Annotated in this window: 12 protein-coding genes; 9 read left to right on the forward strand and 3 right to left on the reverse strand. The window is 67.1% G+C overall.

Going from position 1 to position 16,059, the window contains the following annotated elements; genetic code table 11:
• Nucleotides 1–30 precede the first annotated feature (30 nt).
• Together serB and ctaD are read right to left on the reverse strand one after the other, a co-directional pair.
• Nucleotides 31–1,272 (reverse strand): phosphoserine phosphatase SerB, encoded by a 1,242-nt coding sequence (gene serB / locus E1P53_RS01305; RefSeq protein WP_083900167.1) that lies wholly within the window; start codon nt 1,270–1,272, stop codon nt 31–33.
• Between the two features lie 3 nt (nt 1,273–1,275).
• Nucleotides 1,276–3,060 carry an aa3-type cytochrome oxidase subunit I gene (gene ctaD / locus E1P53_RS01310; protein WP_131733230.1) on the reverse strand — a complete coding sequence of 595 codons (1,785 nt, stop codon included), beginning with the start codon at nt 3,058–3,060 and terminating at the stop codon, nt 1,276–1,278.
• A gap of 311 nt (nt 3,061–3,371) precedes the next feature.
• On the opposite strand from ctaD, the gene E1P53_RS01315 reads away from it, so the two are divergent.
• The 7 genes from E1P53_RS01315 to E1P53_RS01345 all read left to right on the forward strand — a co-directional run bounded on the left by E1P53_RS01315 (nt 3,372) and on the right by E1P53_RS01345 (nt 11,935).
• A complete protein-coding gene (locus E1P53_RS01315) occupies nt 3,372–4,346 on the forward strand; it encodes an ABC transporter substrate-binding protein (RefSeq protein ID WP_131733231.1) in 975 nt (324 codons plus the stop codon).
• A 268-nt stretch (nt 4,347–4,614) separates the two neighbouring features.
• Nucleotides 4,615–5,664 carry a LacI family DNA-binding transcriptional regulator gene (locus tag E1P53_RS01320; RefSeq protein WP_165484382.1) on the forward strand — a complete coding sequence of 350 codons (1,050 nt, stop codon included), beginning with the start codon at nt 4,615–4,617 and terminating at the stop codon, nt 5,662–5,664.
• A 981-nt stretch (nt 5,665–6,645) separates the two neighbouring features.
• On the forward strand, nt 6,646–7,524 hold the full coding sequence (locus E1P53_RS01325) for an acetoacetate decarboxylase family protein (RefSeq protein WP_131733232.1): 879 nt from the start codon (nt 6,646–6,648) through the stop codon (nt 7,522–7,524).
• The gene (locus E1P53_RS01330) at nt 7,521–8,381 is read left to right on the forward strand and encodes an acetoacetate decarboxylase family protein (protein WP_131733233.1); all 861 of its coding nucleotides are present in this window, start codon (nt 7,521–7,523) and stop codon (nt 8,379–8,381) included. The genes E1P53_RS01325 and E1P53_RS01330 overlap by 4 nt, the downstream gene beginning before the upstream one ends.
• Nucleotides 8,382–8,464: 83 nt before the next feature.
• On the forward strand, nt 8,465–9,628 hold the full coding sequence (locus E1P53_RS01335; RefSeq protein WP_165484383.1) for an alkane 1-monooxygenase: 1,164 nt from the start codon (nt 8,465–8,467) through the stop codon (nt 9,626–9,628).
• A gap of 68 nt (nt 9,629–9,696) precedes the next feature.
• Nucleotides 9,697–11,166: a GMC oxidoreductase gene (locus E1P53_RS01340; RefSeq protein ID WP_244941095.1), complete on the forward strand. Its 1,470-nt coding sequence runs from the start codon at nt 9,697–9,699 to the stop codon at nt 11,164–11,166.
• A 280-nt stretch (nt 11,167–11,446) separates the two neighbouring features.
• Entirely contained in the window at nt 11,447–11,935 is a 489-nt protein-coding gene (locus E1P53_RS01345) for a beta-class carbonic anhydrase (RefSeq protein ID WP_006898591.1), read from the forward strand.
• Nucleotides 11,936–12,000: 65 nt separating this feature from the next.
• Here E1P53_RS01345 and E1P53_RS20380 read toward each other — a convergent pair whose 3' ends face one another.
• Nucleotides 12,001–12,147 carry a hypothetical protein gene (locus tag E1P53_RS20380; RefSeq protein WP_006898592.1) on the reverse strand — a complete coding sequence of 49 codons (147 nt, stop codon included), beginning with the start codon at nt 12,145–12,147 and terminating at the stop codon, nt 12,001–12,003.
• Nucleotides 12,148–12,282: 135 nt separating this feature from the next.
• Between E1P53_RS20380 and E1P53_RS01350 the strand changes: the two genes are divergently transcribed.
• Both E1P53_RS01350 and E1P53_RS01355 read left to right on the forward strand, forming a co-directional pair.
• Entirely contained in the window at nt 12,283–15,258 is a 2,976-nt protein-coding gene (locus E1P53_RS01350) for a DEAD/DEAH box helicase (protein WP_181954785.1), read from the forward strand.
• Nucleotides 15,255–16,055, forward strand: coding sequence for an SWIM zinc finger family protein (locus E1P53_RS01355; RefSeq protein WP_131733236.1), 801 nt, complete (start codon nt 15,255–15,257; stop codon nt 16,053–16,055). Before E1P53_RS01350 ends, E1P53_RS01355 begins: the two co-directional genes overlap by 4 nt.
• Nucleotides 16,056–16,059 lie beyond the last annotated feature (4 nt).

The raw sequence follows: 16,059 nt of genomic DNA on the forward strand, positions 1-16,059 counted from the left end.
CCTGCGACTGCCGGTACATGGTTGCTCGTCTCAGCCCAGCGGGACGCGACGGAGGACGCCGTCGGCAGCGTCCGCTGCCTCGATCTCGTCGCGCGACACCCCGAGGATGAACAGCACGGCGTCGAGGAACGGATGGTTGAGGGTCGCGTCGGCGACCTCCCGCAGCGCGGGTTTGGCGTTGAACGCGATGCCGAGCCCGGCGACGCTGAGCATGTCGATGTCGTTGGCACCGTCACCGACCGCGATGGTCTGTTCCATCGGCACGCCGACCTGGTCGGCGAACGTGCGCAGCGCACGCGCCTTGCCCATCCGGTCGACGACCTCCCCGATCACGCGGCCGGTGAGCTTTCCGTCGACGATCTCGAGGGTGTTGGCCCGCACGAAGTCGAGTTCGAGTTCGTGCGCGAGGCCGTCGATCACCTGGCGGAATCCGCCGGACACGAGACCGCAGTGGAATCCGAGACGATGCAGCGTGCGGATCGTCGTGCGAGCACCGGGGGTGAGCTGCAGCGACTCCGCGACCTCGTCGATGACGCTCGCGTCGAGCCCGGCCAGGGCCGCGACTCGCTCGTGCAGCGACTGCTCGAAGTCGAGTTCTCCGCGCATGGCGCGTTCGGTGACCGCGGCGACCTCGGCCTCGCGACCGGCCTTGGCGGCCAGCATCTCGATGACCTCGCCCTGGATGAGCGTGGAGTCGACGTCGAAGACGATGAGGCGCTTGGCCCGGCGGGCCAGACCGCCCCGCTCGACGGCGATGTCGACCGAGTGCTTGGCGGCGACCTCGGCGAGACCCTTGCGGAGCGCGGCATCGGCGGCGACCCCGCCCCGGCCCGCCACGCTCACCATCAGCTCGAGACCCGTCAACGGGTAGTCGGCGATGCCGCGGATGGAGTCGATGTTGCCGCCCTGCGACGCCAGTTCGCCGGCGACCGCGCTGAACGCGGTCGCGGTGACCGGGCTGCCGAGCATCACGACCGCGTGCGACGACGGCGGCCGGCTCTCCGGATCGGCGCCGATCTCGACGCGGACGTCGAAGCCGATCGAGGCCATCGCCTGCTCGACGACGTCCTGAAGTGCTTCGGGATCACCGGTGGCGGACACCAGCACGCCGAGTGTCAGCTGGCCCCGGATCACGACCTGTTCGACGTCCAGCAGTGCAACGGCCTGACCGGCCAGGGCCCCCATGAGAACGGAGGTGACCCCTGGCCGGTCGGGTCCGGTGACCGTGAAGAGAACAGTCGTGCCGGTAGTGCCTGTTGAGTCGTTGCTCACCGGTCAGCGCGGATCGGCATCCGGCGACCCCTCGTGCGACCCGACGGTGAACGGCTCGCGACGAGCTTCCTCGAGCTGACGGTCGTGGCCCGCGCTGTGGCCCAGACCGACGTGGGCCTCGGCACGCATCCGCTCGATCATGTGCGGGTAGTGCAGCTCGAAGGCCGGACGCTCCGAACGGATGCGGGGCAGCTCGGTGAAGTTGTGACGCGGCGGCGGGCACGAGGTGGCCCACTCCAGCGAGTTGCCGAAGCCCCACGGATCGTCGACGGTCACGACCTCGCCGTAGCGGTAGCTGCGGAAGACGTTCCACAGGAACGGCAGGGTCGACAGGCCGAGGATGAACGCACCGACGGTTGAGATGGTGTTCAGGGTGGTGAAGCCATCCGACGGCAGGTAGTCGGCGTAGCGGCGCGGCATGCCCTCGTTGCCCAGCCAGTGCTGGACCAGGAAGGTCATGTGGAAGCCGATGAAGGTCAGCCAGAAGTGGATCTTGCCCAGGCGCTCGTCGAGCATGCGTCCGGTCATCTTCGGGAACCAGAAGTAGATGCCCGAGTAGGTGGCGAACACGATGGTGCCGAAGAGCACGTAGTGGAAGTGGGCGACCACGAAGTAGCTGTCGGACAGGTGGAAGTCCAGCGGCGGGCTCGCGAGCAGGACGCCGGTCAGACCACCGAAGAGGAAGGTCACGATGAAGCCGACGGCGAACAGCATCGGCGACTCGAACGTGATGTGTCCTCGCCACATCGTGCCGATCCAGTTGAAGAACTTCACGCCGGTGGGCACCGCGATCAGGAACGTCATGAAGGAGAAGAACGGCAGCAGGACGGCGCCGGTGACGTACATGTGGTGCGCCCACACCGCGGCCGACAGGGCGGCGATGGCGAGGGTGGCGTAGATCAGACCCGAGTAACCGAAGATCGGCTTACGCGAGAAGACCGGGAAGACCTCCGAGACGATGCCGAAGAACGGCAGCGCGATGACATACACCTCGGGGTGTCCGAAGAACCAGAACAGGTGCTGCCACAGGATGACGCCGCCGTTGGCGGGGTCGTACAGGTGGGCGCCGAACTGGCGGTCGACCTCGAGGCCCAGCAGGGCGGCGGTCAGCAGCGGGAAGATCAGCAGGATCAGGACGCTGGTCACCAGGATGTTCCAGGTGAAGATCGGCATGCGGAACATCGTCATGCCGGGGGCACGCAGGCAGATCACGGTGGTGATCATGTTGACCGCACCGAGGATGGTGCCCAGACCGGACACACCCAGGCCCATGATCCACAGGTCGGCGCCGAGGCCGGGGCTGTGGACCGCGTCGGTCAGCGGCGTGTAGGCGGTCCAACCGAAGTCGGCGGCACCACCCGGGGTGATGAAGCCGGCGAGGGCAACGGTGGAGCCGAAGACGAAGAGCCAGAAGCCCAGCGCGTTGAGGCGCGGGAAGGCGACGTCAGGCGAGCCGATCTGCAGCGGCAGCACGAAGTTGGCGAAGCCGATGACGATCGGGGTGGCGTACATCAGCAGCATCACGGTGCCGTGCATCGTGAAGAGCTGGTTGAACTGCTCCGTGGACAGGAACTGCATGCCCGGGTGTGCGAGCTCGCCACGCATCAGCAGCGCCATGAGGCCGCCGATCAGGAAGAACGCAAAGCACGCAGAGATGTACATCATGCCGATCAGCTTGTGATCGGTCGTGGTCAGCAGCTTGTAGATGAACGAACCCTTGGGCTGATAGCGCTCCGGGAATGGACGCACTGGAGCCACTTGCGTGGTGGGTTGGTCTACCGCGGTCACAGATCCTCCTCTTGCCCGAGCTCGACGCCGAACCCCTTCGGACGCCGGTCGGCACATGAACAAACCGAGCGCTGGGTACTGATCCTAAACCCTTCCCGACGCCCGGGCCGACCGGGTCCTACGATCTGTCGTATTTCCGACCCGGGCGACCACATCGACCGTGCTCAAAGCCATTTCCCCGCGACGCGCCAATGGGCTCCGGCACCCCTCCGGGATGGGTGGCCGACGGTCGCGCGGCCACCGGGGAAAGCCTACGCCCGGCGCGATGTGGCCGGTGCTAGGTTGGGCGGGTGCAGAGCAGGGGTAGGAGTATGCGGAAGCGCGCGATCTGTGCGGCAGCTCTTCTCGGTGTGGTCATCGCGGCGTCGGCGGGATGTTCCGGCGACGAGCCGTTGACCACGCCCGACGGCTCCCCCATCTCCACCACCGTCACACGGGTGGCCGAGGTCAACATCGTCTCGGCCGACCGCGACTACGCGAAGACCTGCCTGGCCCCCACCGCCGCCGACCCCGGCGCCTCCGACGTCACCCGCATCGTGGTGACCGATCCGACGCTGCTCGATGCGCTCTGCGCCCTCGGCATCGGCGACAAGGCGGTCGCGGTGACGGCCGCGCCGGGCTCCGTTCCCGCTTATCTCGGCCCCCAGTTGAACGCGGTGCCGACGATCGGGACCACGCCCGACGCCGCCGCGGTCTCGGAGGCCGATGCCGATCTCGTCCTGACCACCCCGCAGACCACGTCGTCGGCGAGGCCGTTCGGGGCGGTGCGCGCGGTCACGATCCCGGACGGGACATGGCAGGAGCAGTTCCAGGCGGTGGCCGACGCGGTCGGTCGCAGCGAGGCGGGACGCGCACGACTCGCCGAGTTCTCGACCGAGGCCCACAAGACCGGCAGGCGGATGGACGCCTCCCACACGCAGGTGTCGCTGGTCCGGTTCGGCCCGGACTCGGAGACCATCGCCGGCACCGACACCTTCGCCGGGCAGATCCTTGCCGAGATCGGCGTCCAGCGGCCGGCCGCGCAGCGGGTGCCCGACTCCTTCCCCGTCGACTCGGAGGACTTCCGCGACGCAGAGGGCGACCTCATCTATGTGAGCTGGGAAGGCGAGGAAGGCCAGAGACACGCCGAGAAGGTTCTCCTCAGCGACGAGTGGCTGAACCTGGGCGCCTCGATGTGGAAGCGCGTCCTCGCCGTCAACGACCAGATCTGGTACGACTCGTCCGGCCTGGCGGCCGCGTGGCTGGTGCTCAACGACGTCAAGCGCTCACTCGACGGCAACTCCTGAGCTGGATGCGTAAGTCCGTGGCCTCCGGCTACGCTTCTTCACATGCTGGTGACTCGAGTCACCAGCCCCCGATCCCGAGACCGACACCGCTCGGCCTCCCCCTGCTCGTTCCGGCTCACCGCTACAGTTGGACCAACTGACCAGGTTCGACCGGTTCAAGCCGCAGAGCGCTGAGCGCGCGAGGTCACTCGTTCTCGACCTCCGTCGTCGCCACCTCATCACTGAACATTGCGATAGGAAAGTAAACGTGTCACGAACGGGCAAAGGTGTGACGAGCGCAGACGTCGCGCGGCACGCAGGAGTATCACGGACGACCGTCTCGATGGTGCTCAACAACAACGACACGGCCATCAGCGAGGCGACCCGCGCTCGGGTGCTCGCAAGCGCCCGCGCACTTTCCTATGTCCCGAATCGATACGCGGCCAACCTTCGGGGAAAGCAGTCGCACCTGATCGTCATGACCGATCCGGGGCTCGACCAGAGCAACCCCATCGACCGGTTCGCGGTGCGGCTCCAACGGGCGTTGGAAGCGCGAGGACTGAGATTCGAACGTGTTCGCGAACTCGAGGCCGATACCGATGAGATCGTTCGCCGCTGGACGGAACACCGCCCGTGGATGCTGCTCTCGATTCTGTCCCGGGTCAACGAGCGCATGGCCGATGCGCTGCGAGCCCAGGGGGTCCGCCAGGTCATGATCGCCTCGGATGCCGAAGTCGGCTGGGCGTCGACGATGCGGGTGCGCTCCGATGTCGGGTTGCTGGCCGCCAAGCACATCGTCACAGACCTCAATCACCGGGACATCGCACTGATCAGACCCGCCCACGACACCCCGCTCGAGCCGATCCTCCAGCAGTACGACGAGCTCGAGCACTACGCGACCGAGAAGGGAGCCAAGGTACGCACATATCACCTCCCGCTCAACCGCGACGACTTCATCAGCCTGGTACGACAGTGGCGAATCGAGGGGTCGCTACCGACCGCGGTCTACGCCCACGACGACGTCTACGCGATAGCTCTCCTGAATGCGCTCGAGAACCAGTCGATCTCGGTTCCCGAGCATGTCACTCTCGTCGCCACGCAGTACACCAACCTCGGTCGGCTGATCACGCCGAGCATCACGACCATCAGCCCGGACCTGGACACCTACGCCGAGACACTCGCCTCCGAGGTCGCCAGGCTCCACGCCGCGGACAGCGACGAGGTCGTGTCGATCAACCCCAGCGTCCAGGCGCGCATCAACATCGAGGAGTCCTCGGACTTCCCACGCATCAGTGAACCCACTTTCCGAGGTCCCAACCCCCGAACCGACCAGCCGTGATGTCCGAGGTACCGCCGCCGGTCCAACCACGGCGAGTCGAGCCGCCCGCCACCCGGTGAGCGGGGCCGGCGGCCCCGGAGACGACCGGCTCCAGGTCGTCACCTCGTCATGCACTCGGCGCCGATCAGACGGCAACCGATCGCTCCCGGCGAAACCCTGACGCCCGCTCCGGGCAAGACCGCCGTAAGAACATTCGCACAGCGGGAGACCGACGACCGATCGCGGTGGCCCACGCCGAGCCGGATGGATGCGAGACGGCCCAGACGGGACCGCCCGATCGCGGGTCGGCCGACGCCCCCGGTCGCCACAACCAACCGCGTGATCGATCAACAGACCAATTCCCTTGTGCCTCAAGAAGATTCGGCCGAAGCCCGCACACGAGCCCTCCCATACCCGACGGCGGATCAGCCGAACGAGCGCGCGAGCACTTTTCGCCCACACCTTCACGAGCGCGTTCGCTGACACGTGACAACTCTCCATTGGGAAGCCCCCCACTCCCTGAGCGCAAGCGGCCCGGACCTCTCCGCAAGAGATCACCAAGATGACCGTCTCCCACCAGGTTTGATGATGCAGACCATAACAGTCTCCCACCACCCCCACAGCCCAACATTCAGTGACACGTAACCGCACGTTCACCTTGATCGCCAGTCGCGCCGAGCGGACCAGCAACGACTGTGGGCTATAAGCGCAGGTCAGATGGGCTCAGACTGCCGACCATCGGCCTTTCCGTCGGCTTCCCCACCTATTGACACGTGTCAGTGATGTCGATCACCAATCCCTCATTCAGGTTGGCGTAGGCCTGTCAGCCCCGGTAATACTTGCTTCGCAGTCAATCGTCTGCTGTCCCACAAGGACATTCAGCGAATTCGGATTGCGCCTGAGGCGCCATATCGGCCGTCGGCCAGCACTTCACCTCGCGGCTCGACGCGACTACTCGCGTCGTCGAATCGATCGCCGCAACTTTCACGAAAGGAAGATCTCATGTCTCGATCATCTGTTCTCCGCAGACGAGCCATCGCCGGCCTGACCGCCGCAGCATCGATCGCGCTCACCGCCTCCGCCGTCTCTTCACAGGCACTGGCCGTGCCGTCTCCGGACCGTCCCTCGGCAACGAGTTCGACCCACTCCACGCCGCAGTGGGCAAAGATCCCGCACAGCATTCCCGAGTCCCAGCTCTCGAGCACCTACACCGAGGTTCTCGAGAAGCAGAAGGTCATCCCGTCACCCTGGGATCTCGAGATAGCCAAGGGATTCGTCGCGTGGGTCATGCCGCCCACGCCGGAGGACAACAAGCTCTTGCAGCCGGGGCTGCAGAACAACCTCCCGTTGGCGAAACTCGGTGTCGCGCTTCGCTATCAGAGCACGCCGGTCGGAGGCTACAACGAACTGGGCGGAATGATCGCCTACAACCGCGGCGCGACCGTCGCCGCGAACACCCCTTTCCTCACCACCGACAGCGACTGGACGAACCGCAACGGCAGGGAGAACTGGGCGTTCCCGAAGATCAAGGGCAACTTCACCGGCATCCCGGAATCAGGACACACGTTCACCGCCTCCGGTCCCAACTGGTCGGTGTCGGTGACAACCCGCCCCGCACCGAAGGGCGCGCAGCTCGCCATCCCGGGCTTCCTCCCCCGGCTTCTCACCTTGGAGCAGGTCGACGCGAACGGCCGAACGATCACCTCGACCTTCTTCGGTCGACGTCATATCGATGTCTCCAAGCTCATGCCGGTGATCGTGGACGTCAAGACAACAGGCAGCAGCCAATTGACCTCGCTCATGCCCACGGGCACCTTCCCCGGGTTCATCGCCGACCCGGCGGGGATGTCACTCGAGACCACGTCAGGAGCGCCGCGATGAATCCGCGCCGTCAGAGAACCCTGATCCGTATCGCCGCCGTCGTCGCGTCCGCCGGCATCCTCGGCACCACCGCGGCCCTCAGCGTGCCCACCGCCGACGCGGTTCCCAGCGAGTGGATGAACGCGCAGGCGACCATCCCCGAGTCCAACCTGTCACCGCAAGAGATCGAAGCCGGCCGGAAGGTCACTTCGGTCCCCGCGGTGTGGGACATCCATACCGACGGGATGCTCGTCTGGGACATGCCGGCAGGCCCCGACGACATCGGCGCGCTGTCGCCGTCTCTGCGCCCGGGAGCCACTCCGACACGAAAGACCGCCTGGTTCGCCGGCTACGACCGATCCACCGTGGGGCCCTACAAGGAGTTCGGCGCGCTTCTGCAGTACCGCAATTCCGGTGGCTACCGCCTCAACATCCCGTTCCTGCCGGTGTCCACTGCCGAGAGCATGGTGTCCGCACGCGAAATGGCCGGAACACCGAAGGTGATCGGCACGTTCAGCGAGGAACGCTTTCGGCCGGGCAACACCGTCGTCGCCAAGGGAGACGGATGGTCGATCACAGCGCGGGTCGAAACACTCACGGGCCAGTCGGGGCCGACGCCTCCGCTCATGGCCGATTTCACCTCTCTTCCCTTCGAACAGAGCATGTTCCGGGTCGAACACGCAACCAAGGACGGTCGGCGTTGGGTTCAGGACAAGAAGGTCAAGGCCACACTGCCACCGTCGTCCCTGACGGCAATTCGTGTGCACGTCACGACCGTCGGAAGTCCGCAACTCCGCCGACTGGTGCCGTCGGGCACCTATACCGGCGTCTACATCCCCACTGCCGCGTTCGAGATCTATGGGGTGAACCCGAGATGACCACACCGTGTACCGATCAGAAATGGCGCGACCCGACGCTGCTCCTGCGTCCCACTGTTCTCATCGCTCCGCTGTGCACCTTCTTGGGTTACCTGCTGGTCCAACTCACCACGCTCGGCATCTTCTGGGCCACCGGCTTGATCGTGATGCTGGTCGTCCTGCCGATCCTCGATCTGGTGATCGGCAAGCAGAGCTGGAACCCGCCGGAAGAGATATTCGCCGAACTTCAGGAACGAAAGTTCTACCGCTGGTGCACTTATGCCTACCTGCCGGCCCAGTTGGCGTCGTTCGTCTTCGGAGCCTGGTGCATCGCAACCCAACCCATGGGGCCGCCCGAATACCTGGCGATGTCCTCGACCGTGGGCATCGCCGTCGGTGTCGGTATCGGCGCCGCTCATGAGTTGACCCATCAGAACAATCGCACCGAGCAGGTGATCGGATACCTGATCCTGATGCAGGCCGGCTACGCGCACTTCGCATTGCAGCACACGCACTTTCATCATCGTCTCGTCGCGACGCCCGCGGACTGCTCGAGCGCTCGATTCGGCGAGAGCCTGTGGAGGTTCCTCCCCCGGAGCATCATCGGCAGTGTGAAGAATTCGTTCAGCGTCGAGAGGAGGCGCCTCGCCGGAAACCCGAGCGTGCTGCGGCGAATCCTTCACAACAGGATCATCGTGTGCGGGCTGGGCACGGTGGCCCTCTTCGGCGCAACCATCGCGGTCTTCGGCTGGTCGTTGCTCCCGTACTGCTTGCTACAGGCGGCGATCGGCATTCTCATCCTGGAAGCGGCCAACTACATCGAACACTACGGACTCCTGCGTGGACGACGCCTCGATGGACGTTTTCGGCCGTGTCTTCCCGAGGACAGCTGGAACAGTGACCACCTGGTGAGCAACGTCTTCCTGTTCAAGGTGCAACGCCACAGCGATCACCACGCTCACCCCAAACGCCGCTACCAGTGCCTGCGCACCTTCGACGACGTGCCACAGCTACCGGCCGGGTACTCGGTCATGATGCTCACGTCGCTCGTCCCGCGGTTGTGGAGGCGGGTGATGGACGAACGTCTCCTGGTGGGATCGCTGTCCGGGCACATCTGCAGCGTGAACATGTACGAACCGCATCGGGCGAAGTCCGTGGCGAAGTACCGGAACCATCTGAACACCACCTGCGATGCCTGCCACGAGATCATCGGATCCGAGAACACACCGGTCCTTGCCCATGCGCTGGATCGGAGGGCGGCCGGATGAACGATCGGAAGCCGATGCTCTCGCGACGCTCTTTCCTGGCGGGAGCCACTGCAGCAGCGGCAGTGTCGATGATTCAGGCCACCGCATCGAAGTCGCCGGCATCGTCAGCGCCGAGCAGCCACCATCCGGCGATCGTCGTCGGAAGCGGGTTCGGAGGAGCCGTCGCCGCCGACCGGCTGACCGCGGCCGGTGTGCGTACGCTGCTGCTCGAGCGAGGCCGGGACTGGATGACACCGTCGAATCGATCCGTGGCGCCACACGGCTATGACCTGGCCAGTCCGGGATGGGTGTGGGACCCCGACACCGCCGGCCGAACCGGTTTCATGGCGATGGACAGGGCGCACTACGGCGGGGGAAGCCATGTCACCCTCACCGGTGTCGGGTTGGGTGGCGGATCGCTGGCCTACGCGGGAGCGACCGTCCGTCCGCCCCGGAAGTACTTCTCCAGCGTGCTCGGCGGTGTTCTCGGTCACGCGGAGATGGAGCCGGTGTTCGACCTGGTCACTCGGCGTATCGGCGCCGCCCCGGTGCCGGCGGACGTGTTTGCCGGCCCGGCCTTCGCCCACGCCAGAGTGTTCGAGGATCAGTTGCGTCGAGCGGGCTTTCCGGTGTCGCGCATCCCCGCGGCGTTCAACTGGGACATCGTCCGCGACGAGGTCGCGGGCAGGCGCGCACCCGGCCTCACAGGCGGCGATCTCCTCGTGCTGAACGGCGGCAAACGGTCGCTGCAGTTCAACTACCTGCAACGAGCGCGCCGCTCGGGCCGGCTCACCGTGGTGACCCGGCACGAGGTGGTGGGCATCTGGACCGACCGCGGACGTTACGTGGTCGAAGCCTCGGTCATCGGCGACTCTCGCCGTACCGGAAGGGTCGTCAGGTTCACCTGTGATCGGCTCTTCCTGGGCGCCGGCGCCGCGGTGACACCCGGTCTCATCCTCGGTTCGCAACGGTCTGGAGGACTGCCGAACTGCAACGAACACTGCGGAACGCTGGTCGGCGACAACGGAGACCAGGTCGTGGCGCGACCGGCGCCACGATCCGATCTCCCCACGAGCGCACCCGGGTTGTTCTCGAGTGCTTTCGTCGACGACGAGTCGGACCAGTTACCCACTCTCGTAGAGGGTTTCAGCGTTCCCCTGGCCCCGGGACTGGAGCCTCTGCTCGTCCAGTTCACCATGACCGCAGATTTCGAGAACCGCACCACCTGGCGATTCCGCGACGGCCGTCCGGAGCTGACGATCCCGGCCGCCATGACCAGCGGTGCGCGCGCCGCCGCACGCCGCATCCATCAGCGGATGGGTGGAGGACCGTCGGCCGATCTGGCCGGGACACCATTGGCATCGCTGCTGAACAGCACCGCGCATCTGTTGGGCGGAATGCCGCTGGGACGTGCGACCGACGCCAGTGGTCAGGTGATCGGTCACCGCGGACTCTACGTCGTGGACGGGTCACTGATCCACGGCTCCGCGGGTGGTGCGAATCCATCGCTGCTGATCGCGGCCGTGGCCGAGAAGTGCATGGATGCGGCAATCGGCTAGTTCGGCTCACGCACCCGCGCCGATGGCCGTCTGCCGACCCGCAACGACGCAGTTCGGACACCGACTCGCCTGCACCGCACGGTCGAGTCGGTGTCCGAGCGTCCTCCGGGATGTCCCCGGGCCGGGTGTCCCGACTCCTCATACGACCGGTGCGAGTGGGGCGATGCCGGATGAGGTGATCCCGGCCGGACGAAGTCCGTCGACTGCGCCGACGCAAAGGGTTCGAATCAGCGCCGTCGAAACTCTCATCCGCGTGGCGCCGACACATCAGGATCCCTGCATGACTGTCACCGACGAGTACCTGGCCAACAACGCCGAATATGCCAAGACCTTCTCCGGTCCCCTGCCGCTGCCGCCGAGCAAGCACATAGCCATCGTCGCCTGCATGGATGCACGCCTGGACGTCTACCGCGTCCTCGGCATCAAGGAAGGCGAGGCCCACGTCATCCGCAACGCCGGCGGCGTGGTCACCGCCGACGAGATCCGCTCGCTGGCCATCAGCCAGCGACTGCTCGGCACCACCGAGATCGTGCTGATCCATCACACCGACTGCGGCATGCTGACCTTCACCGACGACGACTTCAAGCGCGATATCCAGAACGAGATCGGCCAGAAACCGGAGTGGGCCGCGGAGTCGTTCACCGACGTCGACGAGGACGTCCGTCAGTCGCTCAACCGCATCAAGAACAGTCCGTTCATCACCAAGACCACCTCGCTGCGCGGCTTCGTCTTCGACGTCGCGACCGGACTGCTGCGCGAGGTCGACTGACGGTCACACCACGGACCGGGCACCCGCGCGGGGTGTGACCGGTCGGTCTGCATACGGGGTCTCGGTCAGTCGTCGGATCGCTTCACCGCATCGGGCGCGTTCTCCCGGGTCGCCATGCCGCCTTCGCGGCCGTGATCCTTCGGCCCCGGCGGGTCCTTGCGGACCTCCTCGGTGCCTTTCGCGTGTTCGGTCTTCCGATCGGACTTCCCCATGGGTGACTCCTCGTTCTCGCGCCCGCGGAACGCGGGTGGCCGATACCTCTGTCTTACCCCGTCGGAGGCGGGGAAAACCGGCTCTGCGGAATCCGGCCTGTCGGCCGCTGCCGATAGACTGGCGGTTGATTCTTCATGCCATCGCAACCGCAGCCCGGCGGCCCGGATTCCGCCACCACGCCCAGCCCACCCCTGCACGCCCTGTGGCGACCGGGTGTGGGGATGTCGGTGTGGGTCGACGGCGACCCGGCCGAGCTCGCCGAACCCTTGCGCGAGGTGCTCGGCAATCGCCGTTTCCGCAGCGAGATCCCGGTCATCGGCGAAGGCGACCGTCGACGGTTCGTGCGGGCCGCCACCCTGGGCATCACCACGGCGGTCGCGTTGCTGGACGCCTCGCGGACGGTCGAGGTCGTTGGTGACGTCCGCTGGTACCGGTATCTGCTCGACGGTGTGCGGTCCTTCGTCGCCGCAGGTGCGGTGGCCCCGACGGTGGCCCACGTCGCTGACGAGTGGCTGCTGCGGTGGGGTGCCGTCCCCACCCCCACGTGGCGCAGCTGGCATGCCGTCGCCCTGGGCTCCGCACCGGATGCGTTGCTGCACAACGGCACCGGTTCGGCGATCGACGACTTCCTGACCGAACTCGTCGACCACGAATGTCGCGCCGCGATCGAACGGTCCACCCCGAGGTGGGGACGGCCGGCGCCGGAGTCACCCGTGGTGCGAGCGCTCCTGCCCGGTCCCGATGCCGCCGCGCCCTGCTCGCCCGACCGCCTCTCACGGGCGGCGAGCAGCTGGCTGAAGTGGAACACCGGCACCGTGCGCGACGACCCGTCGCTCATCTTCCGGCTCCACGAACCCGAATACGACGATCTCGCCGAGGGCCACTGGGACGACGCCTGGGACGACGAGTCGTTCGACCTGCCCACCCGGGATGAGCTCGCGCACAACTCGCGCTGGCGGCTCGAGGTCTGCCGGCGCAGCATCGACGGCCAGATCGAACCGGTGGCACCCCACCGGCTCGACGCCCATGAACTCGACGAGGTGACGACAGCGCTCGCCGAGGCGGTGCGGGCGTTCCCCGAGCTCGACCACGCCGACCCCGACCGCGGCTCGCTGGACTTCCTGCTGCCCACCGAGGTCGCCGCCGAACTGTTCGCCACGGGCGCCGCTGCCCTCGGCTCGGTCGGCATCCCGGTGCTGTTGCCCCGTACCATCGCCGAGGTCCGGCCGAGCCTCGCATTGCGCGCAGTGCCGCCTCCGGGAGGCGGCGCCCCGGCGGCGATGGTCGGCCTACGTGAGATCCGTGAGTTCGAATGGCGCCTGGCGCTGGGTGATTCGCCTGATGCGCTCGTCCTCACCGATGCCGACCTCGACGAACTGTCCGGGCAGAAGGGCGATCTCGTGCGCGTCCGCGGCGTCTGGGTGCGCGCCGAGGGTGCGGCGCTCACCCGCGCCGCCACGTTCGTCGCGACACAGCGCGCCCTCGCCGGCTCGCAACCCCCGGCGGACTTCGGGGAGCTGTTCGGCCTGGTCACCGGGGCGTCGGACGCGATCCCGGTGCCCGTCACCCGGGTCGAGGGGCTGTCCTGGCTCGACGACATCGCCACCACCGGCACCATCCGTCCCGAACCGGTCGCTGTCCCGGCGTCGCTCGAAGCCACCCTGCGTCCGTATCAGCAGCGCGGCCTGGATTGGCTCGTCCACCTGTCGCGGCTCGGCGTCGGCGGCGTCCTCGCCGACGACATGGGCCTCGGCAAGACGCTGCAGGTGATCGCGCTCGAATGCCACGAACGCACCGACACCGACGAGCCGCCACGCGCCCCGACACTCGTGGTCTGCCCGATGTCGTTGGTCGGCAACTGGTCTCGCGAGCTCGCCCGCTTCGCCCCGTCACTGCGCGTCGCAGTCCATCACGGGCCGACGCGCGCGTCGGGATCGATGTTCGAGGCGGTCCGCGACTCCGCCGACGTCGTGATCACGACCTTCGCCATCGCGGCCCGCGACCACGAACTGCTGTCGTCGCGACCGTGGCATCGGGTCGTCGTCGACGAGGCGCAGCACCTGAAGAACGTGAACACCATCGCCTCCAAGGCGGTACGAACCATCCCCGCCGACCGTCGGCTCGCCCTCACCGGCACCCCGGTGGAGAACCGTCTCGAGGATCTGCGCGCCGTCATCGACCTCGTGAACCCGGGGTTGTTGGGTTCGGCGTCGGTGTTCCGGGCACGGTACGCAGAACCCATCGAACGCGACCGCGACACCGGCGCGTTGCGTCGGCTGTCGGCGATCACCCGGCCGTTCATCCTGCGGCGCGAGAAGACCGACCCGGCGATCGCCGCGGACCTGCCGGAGAAGGCCGACTTCGCGGTGCGCGCCAACCTCACCGTCGAACAGGCCGCGCTGTACCGCGCGGTGATCGACGAACTCATGGAGGCCCTGCGCGACAAGCAACAACGCACGCTGCGCCGCCGCAACGTGCTGGCCGCACTCACGCGACTCAAGCAGATCTGCAACCATCCCGCGCACTACCTCGCCGACGGCACCGGACTGCTCCGTGACGGCGAACATCGCTCCGGCAAGGTCGAACTGCTCTCCGACATCGTCTCGACGGTCGCCGACGAGGGCGATCGAGCCCTGGTCTTCACCCAGTTCGCGGCCTTCGGCGAGATGCTGTCGGGTTGGCTGTCCGAGGAGTTCGGCACCGGGATCCCGCTGCTGCACGGCGGTCTCGGCCGCGCCGAACGCGACCGGATGGTCGCGGAGTTCCAGTCCGACGACGGCCCGCCGGTGATGCTCGCGACCCTCAAGGCCGGCGGAACGGGCCTCAACCTGACCGCCGCCAACCACGTCATCCACATCGACCGGTGGTGGAACCCCGCGGTCGAGGACCAGGCCACCGACCGCGCCTACCGGATCGGGCAGGACCAGAAGGTGTCGGTGCACCGGTTCGTCTGCGTGGGAACGATCGAGGAGCGGATCGACGACATGATCAGCCGCAAGCGGGAGCTATCCAGGCTGACCGTCGCCGCCGGCGAGAACTGGGTCTCCGACCTCGCCGACGACGAGCTGTTCGAACTGTTGCGCCTGCGTGACGAGGCGGTGAGCGAATGAGCGCACGCAAATCCACCGGCCGGAAGAACGCACGAAGCACCATCGCCGTGCGCGGCTATGCGCTCACCCCGTGGTCGCGGGCATTCGTCGACGTCGTGGAAGGACGAGGACCCGACGGCTCGTCGGTGGCCGACAGCCGGCACATCACCAAGGCGCGCAGGTACTTTCGCGATCGTCACGTCCGCGGCCTGCGGATCGGCGCGGGCCGGGTGACGTCGTCGGTGGAGGGCACCCAGCTCGAGCCGTTCGACGTGATCATCACCATGCGCACCGTCGACACACCGACCCTCGCCGACCTGCTCCGTGATCGCGGCGGGGTCGACGAGCTCATGCGGCTCCCCCGCGGTGAACAACCGCCGATCCTCGGTGAGCTGCTCCTGCCGACCGAATCGGCCGACGTCGCCACCGACTGCACCTGTCCCGACGAGGCGCCACGTTGCGTGCACGCGCTCGCCACCGCCTACGAGGTGGCAGCCGAGATCGACCGCTCGCCGCTCACGCTGCTCACCGTGATGGGGACGGACCTGCGTGGCCTGCTCGCCGAGATCGACGCGCGCCCGGCCACGGCGGCGGCGCCCGACGAAGCGCCCGCGCCCCTGACCTTCGACGACTTCTACGGGACGACCACCCCGCTTCCGCCGCCGCCGTCCGTGTCACCGATGAATCCGCTGACCGCACTGGACGGTTCGGAGTTGCGAGCGGCCCTGCGCGCGACCGGCGTGGCGCCGGCCGACATCGCCGAGGCCATCGACGAACTCGGCGACCTGTACGACCGCATGACCTCCGGCGATGCGTAGCAAT

This window comes from Gordonia paraffinivorans (genome assembly GCF_900683595.1).
Lineage (GTDB): Bacteria > Actinomycetota > Actinomycetes > Mycobacteriales > Mycobacteriaceae > Gordonia > Gordonia paraffinivorans.

What these genes read in the sequence shown, in the direction of transcription:
- E1P53_RS01340 (WP_244941095.1), top strand. Translation starts at nt 9,697, where the DNA reads ATGATTCAGGCCACCGCATCGAAGTCGCCGGCATCGTCAGCGCCGAGC.
- E1P53_RS01330 (WP_131733233.1), top strand. Translation starts at nt 7,521, where the DNA reads ATGAATCCGCGCCGTCAGAGAACCCTGATCCGTATCGCCGCCGTCGTC.
- E1P53_RS01345 (WP_006898591.1), top strand. Translation starts at nt 11,447, where the DNA reads ATGACTGTCACCGACGAGTACCTGGCCAACAACGCCGAATATGCCAAG.
- E1P53_RS01355 (WP_131733236.1), top strand. Translation starts at nt 15,255, where the DNA reads ATGAGCGCACGCAAATCCACCGGCCGGAAGAACGCACGAAGCACCATC.
- E1P53_RS01315 (WP_131733231.1), top strand. Translation starts at nt 3,372, where the DNA reads ATGCGGAAGCGCGCGATCTGTGCGGCAGCTCTTCTCGGTGTGGTCATC.
- E1P53_RS01325 (WP_131733232.1), top strand. Translation starts at nt 6,646, where the DNA reads ATGTCTCGATCATCTGTTCTCCGCAGACGAGCCATCGCCGGCCTGACC.
- E1P53_RS01350 (WP_181954785.1), top strand. Translation starts at nt 12,283, where the DNA reads ATGCCATCGCAACCGCAGCCCGGCGGCCCGGATTCCGCCACCACGCCC.
- E1P53_RS20380 (WP_006898592.1), bottom strand. Translation starts at nt 12,147, where the DNA reads ATGGGGAAGTCCGATCGGAAGACCGAACACGCGAAAGGCACCGAGGAG.